The 14,012-nt window shown below is 48.0% G+C and carries 14 protein-coding genes and 2 pseudogenes; 13 read left to right on the forward strand and 3 right to left on the reverse strand.

Annotation, left to right across the window (positions count from 1 at the left end):
- Nucleotides 1-152 precede the first annotated feature (152 nt).
- The 10 genes from ABVN36_RS02225 to ABVN36_RS02270 all read left to right on the forward strand — a co-directional run bounded on the left by ABVN36_RS02225 (nt 153) and on the right by ABVN36_RS02270 (nt 9,263).
- A complete protein-coding gene (locus ABVN36_RS02225) occupies nt 153-857 on the forward strand; it encodes a winged helix-turn-helix transcriptional regulator (RefSeq protein ID WP_000738619.1) in 705 nt (234 codons plus the stop codon).
- Between the two features lie 429 nt (nt 858-1,286).
- Nucleotides 1,287-1,829 carry a fimbrial protein BcfA gene (locus ABVN36_RS02230; protein ID WP_000743357.1) on the forward strand — a complete coding sequence of 181 codons (543 nt, stop codon included), beginning with the start codon at nt 1,287-1,289 and terminating at the stop codon, nt 1,827-1,829.
- Between the two features lie 100 nt (nt 1,830-1,929).
- Complete coding sequence (gene bcfB, locus ABVN36_RS02235; RefSeq protein WP_000742551.1) at nt 1,930-2,616, forward strand: fimbrial biogenesis chaperone BcfB; 687 nt, start codon at nt 1,930-1,932, stop codon at nt 2,614-2,616.
- Between the two features lie 4 nt (nt 2,617-2,620).
- Nucleotides 2,621-5,242 (forward strand): fimbrial usher BcfC, encoded by a 2,622-nt coding sequence (bcfC, locus tag ABVN36_RS02240; RefSeq protein ID WP_023138578.1) that lies wholly within the window; start codon nt 2,621-2,623, stop codon nt 5,240-5,242.
- Nucleotides 5,243-6,250: a fimbrial protein BcfD gene (locus ABVN36_RS02245; protein WP_000701245.1), complete on the forward strand. Its 1,008-nt coding sequence runs from the start codon at nt 5,243-5,245 to the stop codon at nt 6,248-6,250.
- Nucleotides 6,251-6,796: a fimbrial protein BcfE gene (locus tag ABVN36_RS02250; protein WP_001082038.1), complete on the forward strand. Its 546-nt coding sequence runs from the start codon at nt 6,251-6,253 to the stop codon at nt 6,794-6,796.
- A gap of 15 nt (nt 6,797-6,811) precedes the next feature.
- Nucleotides 6,812-7,330 (forward strand): fimbrial protein BcfF, encoded by a 519-nt coding sequence (locus ABVN36_RS02255; protein WP_001243232.1) that lies wholly within the window; start codon nt 6,812-6,814, stop codon nt 7,328-7,330.
- Nucleotides 7,296-8,027: a fimbrial chaperone BcfG gene (bcfG, locus tag ABVN36_RS02260; RefSeq protein WP_077908627.1), complete on the forward strand. Its 732-nt coding sequence runs from the start codon at nt 7,296-7,298 to the stop codon at nt 8,025-8,027. The genes ABVN36_RS02255 and bcfG overlap by 35 nt, the downstream gene beginning before the upstream one ends.
- A 64-nt stretch (nt 8,028-8,091) precedes the next feature.
- Complete coding sequence (locus ABVN36_RS02265) at nt 8,092-8,937, forward strand: DsbA family protein (RefSeq protein WP_000291383.1); 846 nt, start codon at nt 8,092-8,094, stop codon at nt 8,935-8,937.
- A gap of 38 nt (nt 8,938-8,975) precedes the next feature.
- Nucleotides 8,976-9,263 (forward strand): hypothetical protein, encoded by a 288-nt coding sequence (locus ABVN36_RS02270; RefSeq protein WP_000839832.1) that lies wholly within the window; start codon nt 8,976-8,978, stop codon nt 9,261-9,263.
- Nucleotides 9,264-9,362: 99 nt separating this feature from the next.
- Here ABVN36_RS02270 and ABVN36_RS02275 read toward each other — a convergent pair whose 3' ends face one another.
- Nucleotides 9,363-9,812 carry a transcriptional regulator gene (locus ABVN36_RS02275; RefSeq protein WP_001248821.1) on the reverse strand — a complete coding sequence of 150 codons (450 nt, stop codon included), beginning with the start codon at nt 9,810-9,812 and terminating at the stop codon, nt 9,363-9,365.
- Between the two features lie 747 nt (nt 9,813-10,559).
- On the opposite strand from ABVN36_RS02275, the gene ABVN36_RS02280 reads away from it, so the two are divergent.
- Nucleotides 10,560-10,751 carry a hypothetical protein gene (locus ABVN36_RS02280; RefSeq protein ID WP_023138580.1) on the forward strand — a complete coding sequence of 64 codons (192 nt, stop codon included), beginning with the start codon at nt 10,560-10,562 and terminating at the stop codon, nt 10,749-10,751.
- Nucleotides 10,752-10,888: 137 nt separating this feature from the next.
- Here ABVN36_RS02280 and ABVN36_RS02285 read toward each other — a convergent pair.
- Nucleotides 10,889-11,286: pseudogene (locus tag ABVN36_RS02285) on the reverse strand (5'-nucleotidase C-terminal domain-containing protein); the annotation flags it as partial.
- Between the two features lie 11 nt (nt 11,287-11,297).
- Nucleotides 11,298-11,470: pseudogene (locus tag ABVN36_RS02290) on the reverse strand (IS1 family transposase); the annotation flags it as partial.
- Between the two features lie 255 nt (nt 11,471-11,725).
- On the opposite strand from ABVN36_RS02290, the gene ABVN36_RS02295 reads away from it, so the two are divergent.
- Nucleotides 11,726-12,490, forward strand: a complete 765-nt coding sequence (locus ABVN36_RS02295; RefSeq protein ID WP_000052612.1) for an outer membrane protein OmpK — start codon at nt 11,726-11,728, stop codon at nt 12,488-12,490.
- Between the two features lie 20 nt (nt 12,491-12,510).
- Nucleotides 12,511-14,004 (forward strand): sulfatase, encoded by a 1,494-nt coding sequence (locus ABVN36_RS02300; protein ID WP_241648198.1) that lies wholly within the window; start codon nt 12,511-12,513, stop codon nt 14,002-14,004.
- Nucleotides 14,005-14,012: the final 8 nt, after the last annotated feature.

Raw genomic sequence — 14,012 nt, forward strand, 5'->3', positions numbered from 1 at the left:
TCATTTTGTATTAAGAATTGTCTTAATCTTAAAAATATTGCGTATTAGTGCGTTGTGAATACAGAAATACTGCATAGTGATGTTATTTATTATTAATTTAAGTACTTTTTGAGAAGTTATACTGTGGCGCTACATTGAGTAGACAACCGTTAATGAAAAAAATGATGAATGACGCTTTTGCTAAAGATAATAATGAGAATTCATTACACTCTTTTCTTTTTTCTCAGCAGGCTAAACCTCACGCGGCGATTGATGCCTTATTTTCGGCCTTGTTGCCATTTGGTCAACCGTTTACGCTGGGTATCGGCGATGAGTTTTATTTACAGGCAAATGATGAACACTACATTGTATTACTGGAGTCAGGCGTTGTTTCTTTCTGTCATAATGACAAACGACTCCATATATCTTCATCGTTTGCGCCATCGGTCGTGGGTATGGTTGACAGCTATGGCGCTACCTATAATGTCCCCGCGCGACCGGAACACTTTTTGCTCGCAGAAACGGTTTGTACCGGTAGATTTGTTCGCCTGCCGGATTTTATAAAAATCGCCGATGAATGCGATTTGTGGCACGACGTGGCCCGTTGTCTGGCTTACCGTCTGATGGTGATGAGCGCGCGCGATCGTGAATTAGTCGGCGTCGATTCTTATCTGAAAGTTCGGGCGCTGCTGACTGAAATATGGGCTTATCCACAGGCCTACCGGGAAAGCATTATCGTGTTGAATTTTATTCAACGGCGTACCGGGATATCGCGCAGTCGGACCATGAAGATTCTGTCTGAACTAAAAAAAGGCGGGTATATCCATATTGATAATGGGCGACTGACGGCGCTCGGAAAACTGCCAGTGGCGTATTAATGTACTATGTGCAACGATATATTTACATATCTCGTCTGAATTTGCCTGATATCGTTAATAAAATGTTTTATTGAAGGTTGTTATGAAGGCTATTTTTAAAAAGTCAATACGGCTAAAGGAGATAGGCCGAACGACTGGTGTAAAGTTAATATAAAACAAGAAGTTATGTCTGGTCCTATAAAACCAAATGTCGATGATTGCAACTTGCCGTTGGCTTGCTAATAATTAATAACATCGTTATCTCATTATAACGTAAAGATTAACTCACGACGTTGAGTGGCTGTTTTATTGCCTCTGACATTTATATCAGAACAAGAAGACACTTTTTTTCGCATAAGAAAAAGTCGTGATATTGCTGTGAAGAAATATCAGCAGCCGTTTCGTTAAAAAATCTGATTACCCTCATTTTTATATTTAAAAGGAGCTTGAATGAAAAAGCCTGTACTAGCATTAATGGTCTCTGCAATTGCCTTTGGCGGAATGTTGTCCACCGCGCAAGCGGATACTACAACCGTCACTGGCGGTACGGTAAATTTTGTCGGACAGGTCGTTGACGCCGCCTGTTCTGTTTCCGCTGACTCTGTCGATCAGACCGTGACATTAGGCCAGGTTCGCGCCAGTAAATTAACCGAGGCCGGTATGGTGGCGAATCAAAAAGAAGATTTCACCATTAAACTGGAAGACTGCGATACTCAGACCAGCCAGAATGCGGCGGTGATTTTTAATGGCCAACAGGACGCAAACCAGCCGGGGTCGCTGGCGAATACCGCTGGGGCAGGTTCGGCGACGAATGTGGCATTACAACTTTATGGACCAGATGGCCAGGCGCTGAATATCGGTGAATCGTCCAGTACTGTTACCTTGAACGATGGCGAAAACGTTATTCCGCTTAGCGTGGATTATATCGCTACCGGTACGGCGACTGCCGGTAATGTTACCGCGACGGCGACATTTAGCATGGTTTATTCCTGATTCCTTATTGGGATTTTTTTCTCGTCTGTTGGGAGGCGAGAAAGGGGCGTTACGCGCGTCACTGCGCGTAACAAACCGACGGCATCAGGATATTACGCAGATGAAAAAAAACGTACCGATTTTCCTTCGATTATTGCTACTGCTGTCGGCGGCCGGCCTGTCGTTTGCCGCGCAGGCGGGAGGCATTGCGCTGGGCGCGACCAGGGTGATTTATCCGCAGGGAAGTAAGCAAACCTCCTTGCCGATTATTAATTCTTCTGCCAGCAATGTTTTTTTAATTCAGTCATGGGTCGCCAATGCCGATGGTTCACGCTCGACGGATTTTATCATTACGCCGCCTCTCTTTGTGATCCAGCCTAAAAAAGAAAATATATTACGTATTATGTATGTCGGGCCGTCATTACCGACCGATCGCGAAAGCGTATTTTATTTAAACAGTAAAGCGATACCCTCTGTCGATAAAAATAAATTGACCGGCAACTCCCTGCAAATTGCGACGCAAAGCGTGATTAAGCTATTTATTCGCCCGAAAAATCTGGCGGAGGCGCCAGCTCATGCCCCGTCGACGCTTCGCTGCCGTAACGAGCGCGGCCAGCTAACGATTACTAACCCTTCGCCGTACTACGTTTCGATGGTTGAACTGTACAGCGCGGGGAAAAAACTGCCGAATACTATGGTACCGCCGAAAGGCGCGATCACTCTCCCGGCGACGCCCGGCCAGGTATCTTTGCGCACGGTAAACGATTTTGGCGCAACGACGCCAGCACGCGTTTGTCCAGCTTCATGATGTTATGCGTAATCAGCTTTTCATGACGCGATATTACTCCAGCGTAGCTAAACCCGTATTAACCCCGCTGGCGTTGGCTATCGCACTGGCGCCTGCGCCGGGGTGGGCGGAAAACTATTTCAACCCGGCGTTTCTGTCTGACGACCCGTCTGCGGTGGCCGACTTATCGACCTTTTCCCGTAATGCCCAGGCGGCGGGGATGTATCGCGTTGACGTTTACCTGAACAATACGTTTCTCGCGACCAGAGACATTGCCTTCCAGGCGGTGAAGACGACGGGAAAAAGCGCGCCCACCGATGACAGCGGATTACGCGCCTGCCTGACGCCTGAAATGCTTAAAAATATGGGAGTAAACACCGGGGCGTTTCCACTGTTGGCGAAGGCGGCGGCGGGAAGTTGCCCGGATCTCGCCAGTGCGATACCGGCCGCCCGGACCCGCTTTGATTTTGCGCAGCAACGTCTCGACATTAGCATCCCGCAGGCGGCGATGGTTGCCAGCGCCAGAGGCTATATCCCACCGCAATACTGGGATGAAGGTATTAACGCGTTGCTATTGAATTACACCTTTACCGGCGCGAATAGTCAGGATCGGAGCCCAGGCGGCAGTGCGGAGAACAGCTATTTTCTTGGATTGAATAGCGGCCTTAATCTGGGGGCCTGGCGGTTACGCGACTACTCCACATGGAACGCGAATAGCGGCGATCAGAATAGCGACAGCGACTGGCAGCACATCAGTACTTATCTGGAACGTGATGTGGTCTTTTTGCAGGGAGAACTGACGGCAGGCGATAGTTATACCCCCTCCGCATTATTCGACAGCCTTCCTTTTCGCGGGCTACAACTGGCGTCTGACGACAATATGTTGCCAGACAGCATGAAGGGCTTCGCGCCGACCATTCACGGCATTGCCAGAAGCAACGCGCAAGTGACCATTCGGCAAAACGGCTACATCATCAATCAGCGCTATGTGCCGCCCGGGGCATTTACTATTAATGATCTCTATCCTACCGCCGCCAGCGGCGATTTGACTGTGGAAGTCAAAGAATCCGACGGTTCTATTAATCGCTATAACGTGCCCTATTCCGCCGTGCCGATTCTACAACGAGAAGGGCGGTTGAAGTATGCGGCGACGGTGGCGGAGTATCGCAGCGATAGTAGTCAAAAAGAGAAGGTGAAATTCAGTCAGGCGACCTTGATATGGGGGTTACCGCATGGTTTTACGCTGTATGGCGGAACACAACTTTCCAGTCATTATCACGCGCTGGCGATCGGCAGCGGCGCAAATCTGGGCGATTGGGGCGCGGTGTCGCTGGATGTCACCCAGGCTACCAGTACGCTGGCGGATAATAACACCTACCAGGGGCAATCGCTGCGTTTCCTGTATGCCAAATCGCTTGCACAGTCAGGAACCAATTTACAGCTTATGGGCTATCGCTATTCAACCTCGGGCTTTTACACGCTGGATGATACCACGTGGAAACGGATGAGCGGCTATGACGATGACAGTCGGACTGACAGCGATAAAAGCAGGCCGGAATGGGCGGATTATTACAATCTTTATTACACCAGGAGGGGGAAAGTACAACTCGATATCAATCAACAGCTAGGCGGGTTGGGATCGCTTTTTATTACCGGCAGTCAGCAAAGTTACTGGCACACTGATGAAAAGGATTCTTTGTTGCAGGTGGGATACAGCGATACGCTGGCGGGGATTGCATGGAGCGTTTCTTACAACAATAACAAATCCGCAGGCGATGCGGAGCGCGATCAAATTTTCGCGCTGAATATCTCGGTGCCGCTAAGTCAATGGCTGCAACACGATGATGAGGTCACGCGCCATCACAATGTTTACGCTACCTTTAGCACCAGTACGGACAAACAGCATAACGTTACGCAGAATGCGGGCCTTAGCGGCACACTGCTGGACGAAAACAATCTTAGTTACAACATACAGCAAGGCTATCAGAATCACGGTATTGGCGAAAGCGGCGCCGCCAGCCTGGAATACGATGGCGCGAAAGGCAACGCCAACATTGGCTATAACGTTAGCGATAACGGTGATTACCAGCAGGTGAACTATGGCCTGAGCGGCGGCCTGGTGGCGCACGCGCATGGAGTGACGCTAAGCCAGCCGTTGGGCAATACCAATATTTTGATTGCCGCGCCGGGCGCAGCCAACGTCGGCGTTGTCGACCAGCCGGGTATTCATACAGACGCGCGTGGCTATGCGGTGGTGCCGTATGCGACGACATATCGCCAAAACCGTATGGCGCTGGACGTTAACGCCATGGCGGATGATGTCGATATTGATGACGCGGTGACTCGCGTTGTGCCGACCGAAGGCGCGCTGGTTCTGGCCAGCTTTAAAGCGCGGGTCGGCGCGCGTGCCCTGGTAACGCTGAATCATAACGGTAAGCCTGTACCCTTTGGCGCAACGGTGACGGTGAATGATCGTCATGCGGAGGCGATTGTTGACGAGGCCGGGGAAGTCTATCTTTCCGGGTTGTCAGCGCAAGGCGTTCTGCACGTTCGCTGGGGGAACCTGCCGGATCAACAGTGCGTCGCGTCCTATCATCTCTCTTCCTCCCGTCAGATTCTGAGTCGACAACATGCGGAGTGTCATTAAATGAAAATACCTCTTTTATTTGCTCTGCTGGCGGGAAGTGTCGTATCGCAGTACGCCTTCGCAGACGTGTGTAAAAACGTTAACGGTGTACCTTCCAGTATTAATTACGATTTAACGACCACTCTGACGGCAGAACAAAACCAGGTGGGAAAGACGGTTCAACTGGAAAAAAGCCAGGAAGTTAATGTACAGGCGGTGTGTCCCGCCGGCGCGTCGACCTATAGCCAGACTTATCGCTCCTATGTGTCGCCATATCCGGTCGTAGAAACGAGCGGTAACTGGAAATATTTAAAGCTGGACCCGGACTATCTTGAAGGCGGAATGCGAATTGAGGATTCTTCGGCGGGCGATATCTATCCGCCAATGAACAACGTTCTGATGGGATATGATGAAAATGTGAAAGCGGGTCAACCGTTTTACGTTCGTGACTCAAATCTGGAGTTTCAGCTCAAAATTGTTAAACCGTTCGTCGGCACGGTGAATATTAGTCCTAAGACTATGTTCAATGTTTATGTCATGACCGCCGCAGGCGATCCGCTGACAGATGTCGTATACAGCATTCTTTATAGTGGAACGGTGACCGTACCGCAAAGCTGTGAAATCAACGCCGGACAAACGATTCTGGTAAATTTCGGCGCATTATACAGCGGCAATTTCAACCATGCAGGCCAAAAGCCGGAGGGGGTACGAGCGAAAAAATTCAGCGTACCGGTAAAGTGCAGCGGTCTGGATTCGCAGGTCAATTTAACAATGCGTCTTATCGCTACGCCGGATAGCCACTTTCCCCAGGCTATCGCTTCGGATAATGCCGATGTCGGCGTAGTGGTCGAAACCGATGAAGGAAACGCGCTTATCCCCAATGATGTACAGAGCGTCGCGCCTTTTATCACCGATAGCGCCGGACGCGCTAACATCACATTGCAAGCCTACCCGGTAAGTACAACAGGCGAAACGCCTGCGGAAGGGGCATTTACCGCACTGGCCAGCCTGCGAGTGGACTTTGACTAAATGAACAGATCACACTGCGCTCTTTTTGCCATGGGACTAATGCTGTGTCCACAAATCAATGCCAGCGCTGACGACCTCGCTTATAACCTCGAATTTACCGGCACTATTGTGGCGCAAACCTGCGACATAGATATCTCCAGCCTCAGTCAAAGTATTGATTTAGGGCAGTTTGCAGTTGGCGATTTTCCTTCGACAGGAACAACGACAAAATTTAAGCCCTTTAATATCAACCTCAAAAATTGTTCCCGAGGAATTGCCGGGGCGAAGATCTGGTTTACCGGCGAACCCGATCCGGACAATCCCGCGCTACTGGCGATAACCGACACCGGAATGGGAAGCGGAAACATGTTAGCAAGCGGGGTTGGGGTGGAAATTCTGAATGATGATCAGGATACCATCAGTATCAATAATGCCGACTCGGTGGTCTATCCGTTGAAAGCCGGACGCAACACGCTGTCTTTTTATATTCGCTATAAATCGACCCGGCCGACGGTCACGTCCGGGAACGCGACGGCGGTCATGTATTTCGATATGCAGTATGAATGAGGAGCCATCGTAATTATGCGTAACGATATCCTGTACGGCATCGGGATGCTGCTGGCGGCATCCGGCGTCCAGGCGCACGATGGCCGGGTCTATGTTTCCGGAACCATCACGGACAATACGTGTTCGCTCTCTCCTGGCTCGGAAAATATTAACGTGGCGATGGGCGCGGTTTCTCAACGGCAGTTTTATCGCGCAGGCGACGGTTCCGCATGGCAACCTTTTGCTATCGATTTACAGAACTGCGGCAGCACTGCCAGCGGCGTAACGGTCAGTTTTAGCGGTGCGGCGGACAGCCGTAATACGGATTTATTGGCGCTTACCGCAGGGGAAAGCGACGCTTCAGGCATTGGGATTGCGCTTTATGATCAAAATAAAACCTTAATCCCACTGGGGCAGGAGAGTGATGTGGTGACGCTCAGTCCGGGCCAGGCGTCGGCACATCTGCAATTTTATGCGCGTTATCTTGCCGATGGCGGCGCGGTAACGCCCGGGGACGCCAATGCCTCCGCAACCTTCATTCTTGCCTATGAATAAGCTCTTTTTACGCTGCGCGATATATTGGTGCTTGCTTCCCATATCATGGGCGCAGGCTGGCGTGGTAATTGGCGGTACTCGCTTTATCTATCATGCGGGCGCCCCGGCATTAAGCGTACCGGTAAGTAACCATTCAGAAGCGTCCTGGTTAATTGATACGCATATTTTACCTGGTGGCCGCTGGCCTGGAACCAAAAACGAAGGGAATATCACGCCCTTCGTGGTCACGCCGCCATTATTTATGCTTTCAGCGCGCCAGGAAAACTCAATGCGGGTGGTTTATACCGGCGGACCGCTACCCGCCGACAGGGAAAGTCTGTTTACCTTGAGTATCGCCGCTATTCCCTCCGGTAAACCGGAAGCGAACCGTGTACAAATGGCGTTTCGTTCGGCTTTAAAATTGCTCTATCGCCCTGAGGGACTCGCCGGCAATCCGCAGCAGGCCTACCGGCATCTGATCTGGTCGCTTACCCACGATGGCGCGACGGTACGCAATCCGACACCCTATTACGTTACGCTCTTTTTATTACGCGCTAACGAGCGCGCCCAGGACAACGCCGGGGTCGTGGCTCCCTTTGCAACGCGTCAAACGGACTGGTGCCGGCACACGGTTCGCTGCACTGTGCGCTGGCAAAGTATTAATGACTATGGGCGGGTAATGCCAGCGCAAACCGTGGATCTGACGCGTATTCATTAACCTATTTTTCAGGCGTCTCCCGATAGCGGGAGGCTTTCCGATCTTATCGAACGAGACTTTTATTATGTATTATCACGCGTTAAAAATTTCCCGACTGGCGATGTTGACGTTGGCAGGCGTTGCCGTATCCGCCTCGGCAATCGCCGCCGATTCAGCCCCGACGTCGCAAATTGGCCCGACGGCGGAAGCCTACATCGTCAGTCATCCGGATAAAGTGGGAGAGGTGGTGGCAACGTACTTGGCCGAACATCCGGAATTTTTGGTCGCCGCCAGCGAGACGTTGCATCAGCGTCAGCAGATTGCGCAACAACAGGCGTATGTTCAACTGGCATTACAGTATCGTGCTGAGTTGCTCAGTAGCAGCAGTCCTTCCGTTGGGCCCAACGAGGCAAAAGCGGCGGTGGTGATGTTCTTTGATTACCAGTGCTCGTGGTGCAGCAAAATGGCGCCTGTGGTCGAAAACCTGATTAAGGCGAACCCGGATACCCGGTTTATTTTCAAAGAGTTTCCTATTTTTTCCTCCCGCTGGCCGGTATCCGGACTGGCGGCAAGAGTCGGCGAACAGGTATGGCTCACCCAGGGCGGGGCAAAATATCTCGACTGGCATAATGCGCTTTATGCCACAGGGAAGGTGGAAGGCGCGTTAACGGAACACGATGTCTATACCCTGGCGCAACATTATCTAACGCCGACGCAGCTGGCCGCCGTAAAAGAAGCGCAAAGCAGCGGTGCAGTACATGATGCGCTCCTCACTAACCAGGCACTGGCGCAGCATATGGACTTTAGCGGCACGCCTGCTTTTGTCGTCATGCCTCAGACGCAAAACGGTGATGTAAAACGGGTGACCGTGATCCCGGGAAGCACGACTCAGGATATGTTGCAAATGGCGATTCAGAAAGCGAAGGGGTGATATTCGCTCAGAGGAGAACGCACAGGAGTGAAAGTAAAATGAAGTCTATGCGTTGCGTCATACCGGTGATTTTACTTTCCTTTATCGTTCATGAAGGGACAGCGAAACCGACCGCTCAGATTCATTTTATGGGATCGGTTGTTGAGGCAGGCTGCTGGAATGACGTGGGAACCTTAGAAATTCAATGCCATAATAAAGAGGGAGTTGAACGTTATATTATTGTCGAGAATATTATCACGCCGATATCATCTCCTCATGCAATGGTAAAACGAGATTATTTGGATGAAGATAAGCAATTAACAGTGCTACGCATTGTCTATGACTGAACCGCGTAGCAGACCGCAGGTAGTGTCCCGTCAGTGTCGTGTGAGGATATTATGAAAAATGTTCTCACCTTCCCGGGACACGGTCTACAGACTTTATCTTCAGATAAACGGCGCTAAAAAGAAAAGTACGATCAATAAAAAAAGGGTGGGAATACCAATAGATATAATTTTATTACATCGGTGAGTATGATATTGAATAGCTTGTGGCGGTATGTCAGCAGCGTCAATGATAAATCTTTCATCAATTTTTATCCCCTGCCTGGGGAGCGTAACGAACAGTTCGAAAAGCCCGATTTGTTGTAAATCTCGTCGCAGCAGATAAAGAAGTTGCGTCAAATTAGCATCGCTAACAAATTGACTTCGCTCTCCCCAAACTGCGTACGCGACACCTTCACGGATAATCAATTCCTGATGTGCGTTTTCTATTAAATAGCTCAGGCACCAGGCCCGCATAAATGTCATTTTGAACGCTGCATTGCTGCGCAAGGACGTGATTTCCCTTAATGATTCATTGTAAATAAACTCATTATTTATTTTATGCTGTCTCATGATTACTCCATTTGTGCTTTCAGGCCATGACATCCCACTTGTTCCGTATAGTCAGCATCGTTGCAACGTGTCCGCTATGCTATGAGCAAGGATAGGTTGGGGCGACAGGCCTGAAAAATCAACTGTCATTAAATTGGCTAAATTGTTTACGTGAAATAAATGTTATTGTGTTATTGTTTTTGTGTTCTTTCTATAAGCATGTTGATTCTGTTTTATCAATATTTAATGGGTATGCATATAACGCGTCGTTTAAGGATTCTCAAACCATGTTTTTGAGCGGTAAATAATATGTATGTCATTATTTTTTATTCAGTTGATGAGAATTGTCTGTTGTGATTCATTAATTTGAAAATGCGGTTAGTTACAAAAAAGGACATAAAAATAATATTTTGCCACCGTTTATGATTAATTTTATTAAGTGGTGCTATGATTTTAGGTTAAGCATTTTTTATGTGCTTGAATGATAATTTATGTTATCTGGTGTAACTTTTATTTCGGCCTATTGGTCGGTCTTATGGATGCTATAGGATATAGGTAAAAAGAACTAAATAAATATTCGATGATGACTTGCTTTCTCAGGATGAAATTTTATGAGTAGATGGCGATATAAAATATTTTTATGATTTTTTTTTGTTATGGCGTTATACATGATAACTATGCTGAACATCTTCGGAATATTACGTTGGACGGGCAGAGAAATTGCCTCTGCATTGCAGAAGTCTCATAACGTATAGTCTGGAGAGCATTATGTACGTAAACCAACAGTCCTCACTCGCCATGCCTGCACCAAGAGCGCCGATGAATCAGAAAATTGATACCGATAACGCGATGGTGCAAAACCATAACGCCATATACCAACAGCTCCTCGACCAAATTCGTGAGGACAATACATATACACATGCCGTTATTACCTTAATCCTTATGGCACCGCGCCGTTAAGCCTTTATCCTGGTGTCTGAGTTGAAAGCAGCGAACCGGGTATCGTGGAGTTTCTGGTTTTTGACAACGGTAATTACCGTTTCCGCGAAGATAATATCAATCTGCCGCCACCGGGTAACGACCGCATGAGAGTTGTTTTATTTACTGATGTCGTCAACACGCATGGTGTGATCCGGAACGATGTTATTGATATGTTCCATATAATCAGCAATTGCCTGCGAGGTTTACAGCCCTTTAATGCCTTTGACATTTTTACCTTTCGTGAAGTCAAATCCGCCACGGCCTTTACCGATAAAGGAGTCAGCGCGACGGTACTGAATGACTTGTCTGCGACCTGTTTACCTTTGATATCAAATTCGACAATACGCTGTCCCAGCGGTTTTGTGTTGTAGTGTTTGAATTTGGCCGTTTTCGACACATGCAGCATGCCGTTCTTCGGATCGGCTGCATGAGACATCATCGCCTTCAGATCTTTACCGCTAATTTCCACGTTCATTACGTCGTTAGTAAAAGGATACATACTCAGAACATCGCCGAGCAGGTAATCATCGTCATATCAATAATGGTGTGATGGAGGGCACCGTTGTTGTGATGGCTGTGCTGGCAGGTTTTCAGGTATTGCTTACAGCGATAGAGTTGCACTCCTGAGGGGGAAATGACCGTTCGGATCACCCCCTGAGTTACGGAACAGCGGGGCAAATCACATCAATCTTTGCTATCAGTTATCCAAAAGGTAAAGCTTAGTACAACACTAAATCTGCGGTATGACCTAAAAAGATGAAGTGTTGATTTAATAATAAACATTGAGTTATTTTTTATAAAAAAACATTTCTCGACACATTATTTTTAAATACTTTTATCCTGCGTGATGTGAGATTTATATCACTATTCTATAACTAGATTTGGTTAAACTTCGACACCGGAGTAAAACATATTCATTGATGAATAAAATATAACTATGGGAAATATATTCAATGTCTCTGATAAAGCGAACAGTATTATTTAGTCTCTTACTTACAATATCTACTGTTTTTAGCCATTCTGTACATGCACTGGAATATAAGAATTCATTTGGATCAATTAATGCCGGTTATGCTGACTGGAATAGTGGATTCGTCAATGTACATCGTGGGGAGGTGTGGAAAGTAACTGCTGACTTTGGTGTCAATTTCAAAGAGGCAGAATTCTATTCATTTATTGAAAGCAACGTGTTAAATCACGCTGTTGCTGGAAGAAATCATACTGTTTCTGCCATGACTCATGTACGACTCTTTGATTCAGATTATACTTTCTTCGGTAAGATATATGGTCAATGGGATAACTCATGGGGCGATGACCTCGATATGTTTTATGGAGCGGGGTATTTAGGTTGGAGCGGGAGTTGGGGGTTCTTCAAACCCTATATTGGTCTGCATAATCAATCTGGTGATTATGTCTCGCAGAAATATGGGCAGACAAGCGGCTGGAATGGCTATGTTATTGGCTGGACTGCAGCCTATAATTTTAATTTATTTGGTGAAGATTTTGTTTTATCTGACTGGAATGAAATCGAACTAGATAGAAATGACGCTTATACGGAGCAGCAATTCGGTCGAAATGGATTAAATGGTGGATTAACACTGGCATGGAAATTTTATCCCCGCTGGAAAGCTACTGTGACATATCGTTATTTCGCGAACAAACTAGGTTATGACGGATATGGAGACCAGATGATTTATATGGTCGGATATTCATTTTAAATAAAATCAAAGGAGTTGAAATGAAAAAAACAGTCATTGCCAGCATGATTGGACTGGCGCTTTGTGCGACAAGTACGTTATCTGTCGTGCACGCGGCTGCCGAAAAACGCCCGAACTTAGTTTTTATTGTGGCAGATGATCTTGGCTATGGTGATTTGGCGACTTACGGTCACCAGATAGTGAAAACCCCGAATATTGACCGCCTGGCGAAAGAAGGGGTCAAATTCACTGAATACTATGCGCCGGCTCCTTTGTGTTCTCCTTCCCACGCCGGGATGTTAACAGGCCGTATGCCCTTCCGCACCGGTGTACGCTCCTGGATCCCTGAAGGTACTAATGTTTCTATTGGACGTAACGAATTGACCATAGCCAATCTGCTGAAACAGCAGGGTTACGATACCGCGATGATGGGTAAACTGCATCTCAACGCCGGGGGCGATCGTACCGATCAGCCGCAGCCGAAAGAGTTAGGTTTTGATTACTCTCTGGTGAACCCGGCTGGCTTTGTGACCGATGCTACGCTGGATAATGCCAAAGAGCGCCCGCGTTACGGCGTCGTCCACCCAACCGGCTGGATGCGTAACGGCAAACATATTGATCGTGCCGATAGCATCAGCGGCGAATTTGTCAGTTCTGAAGTGGTGAACTGGCTAGATAACAAGAAAGACGACAAACCGTTCTTCTTATACGTTGCCTTTACGGAAGTTCACAGCCCGCTGGCCTCGCCGAAAAAATACCTCGATATGTATTCACAATACATGAGCGAATACCAGAAGCAGCATCCCGATCTGTTCTACGGCGACTGGGCGGATAAACCGTGGCGCGGTACCGGTGAATATTACGCCAATATCAGCTATATGGATGCGCAAGTCGGTAAAGTACTGGATAAAATTAAAGCGATGGGGGAAGAAGATAATACCATTGTCATCTTCACCAGTGATAACGGCCCAGTGACGCGTGAAGCGCGTAAAGTCTACGAGCTGAACCTCGCAGGCGAGACTGACGGTCTGCGCGGACGTAAAGATAACCTGTGGGAAGGCGGTATTCGCGTTCCGGCAATTATCAAATACGGTAAACACATTCCACAGGGCGTCGTTACCGATACGCCGGTGTATGGTCTGGACTGGATGCCGACGCTGGCGAACATGATGGATTTCAAACTGCCTACTGATCGTACATACGACGGGCAATCGCTGGTTCCGCTGTTGGAGCAGAAAACGTTAAAACGTAATAAGCCGCTGATCTTCGGTATTGATATGCCGTTCCAGGATGATCCGACCGATGAATGGGCGATCCGCGACGGCGACTGGAAGATGATCATCGATCGCCAGAATAAACCTAAATATCTCTATAACCTGAAAAAAGATCGGTTCGAAACGCTGAACCAAATTGGCAAACAGCCTGAAATTGAAAAACAGCTGTATGGCAAGTTCCTGAAAATGAAACAGGACATCGATAACGACTCATTAATGAAAGCCCGTGGCGACAAACCAACGCCGGTGACCTGGGGCTAAAAGGATAA

Source organism: Salmonella sp. SJTUF15581, from assembly GCF_043356775.1.
GTDB lineage: Bacteria > Pseudomonadota > Gammaproteobacteria > Enterobacterales > Enterobacteriaceae > Salmonella > Salmonella enterica.

Coding starts and splice junctions, on each gene's coding strand:
- ABVN36_RS02225 (WP_000738619.1), top strand. CDS start 153: ATGAAAAAAATGATGAATGACGCTTTTGCTAAAGATAATAATGAGAAT.
- ABVN36_RS02230 (WP_000743357.1), top strand. CDS start 1,287: ATGAAAAAGCCTGTACTAGCATTAATGGTCTCTGCAATTGCCTTTGGC.
- bcfB (WP_000742551.1), top strand. CDS start 1,930: ATGAAAAAAAACGTACCGATTTTCCTTCGATTATTGCTACTGCTGTCG.
- bcfC (WP_023138578.1), top strand. CDS start 2,621: ATGCGTAATCAGCTTTTCATGACGCGATATTACTCCAGCGTAGCTAAA.
- ABVN36_RS02245 (WP_000701245.1), top strand. CDS start 5,243: ATGAAAATACCTCTTTTATTTGCTCTGCTGGCGGGAAGTGTCGTATCG.
- ABVN36_RS02250 (WP_001082038.1), top strand. CDS start 6,251: ATGAACAGATCACACTGCGCTCTTTTTGCCATGGGACTAATGCTGTGT.
- ABVN36_RS02255 (WP_001243232.1), top strand. CDS start 6,812: ATGCGTAACGATATCCTGTACGGCATCGGGATGCTGCTGGCGGCATCC.
- bcfG (WP_077908627.1), top strand. CDS start 7,296: ATGCCTCCGCAACCTTCATTCTTGCCTATGAATAAGCTCTTTTTACGC.
- ABVN36_RS02265 (WP_000291383.1), top strand. CDS start 8,092: ATGTATTATCACGCGTTAAAAATTTCCCGACTGGCGATGTTGACGTTG.
- ABVN36_RS02270 (WP_000839832.1), top strand. CDS start 8,976: ATGAAGTCTATGCGTTGCGTCATACCGGTGATTTTACTTTCCTTTATC.
- ABVN36_RS02275 (WP_001248821.1), bottom strand. CDS start 9,812: ATGAGACAGCATAAAATAAATAATGAGTTTATTTACAATGAATCATTA.
- ABVN36_RS02280 (WP_023138580.1), top strand. CDS start 10,560: ATGTACGTAAACCAACAGTCCTCACTCGCCATGCCTGCACCAAGAGCG.
- ABVN36_RS02295 (WP_000052612.1), top strand. CDS start 11,726: ATGTCTCTGATAAAGCGAACAGTATTATTTAGTCTCTTACTTACAATA.
- ABVN36_RS02300 (WP_241648198.1), top strand. CDS start 12,511: ATGAAAAAAACAGTCATTGCCAGCATGATTGGACTGGCGCTTTGTGCG.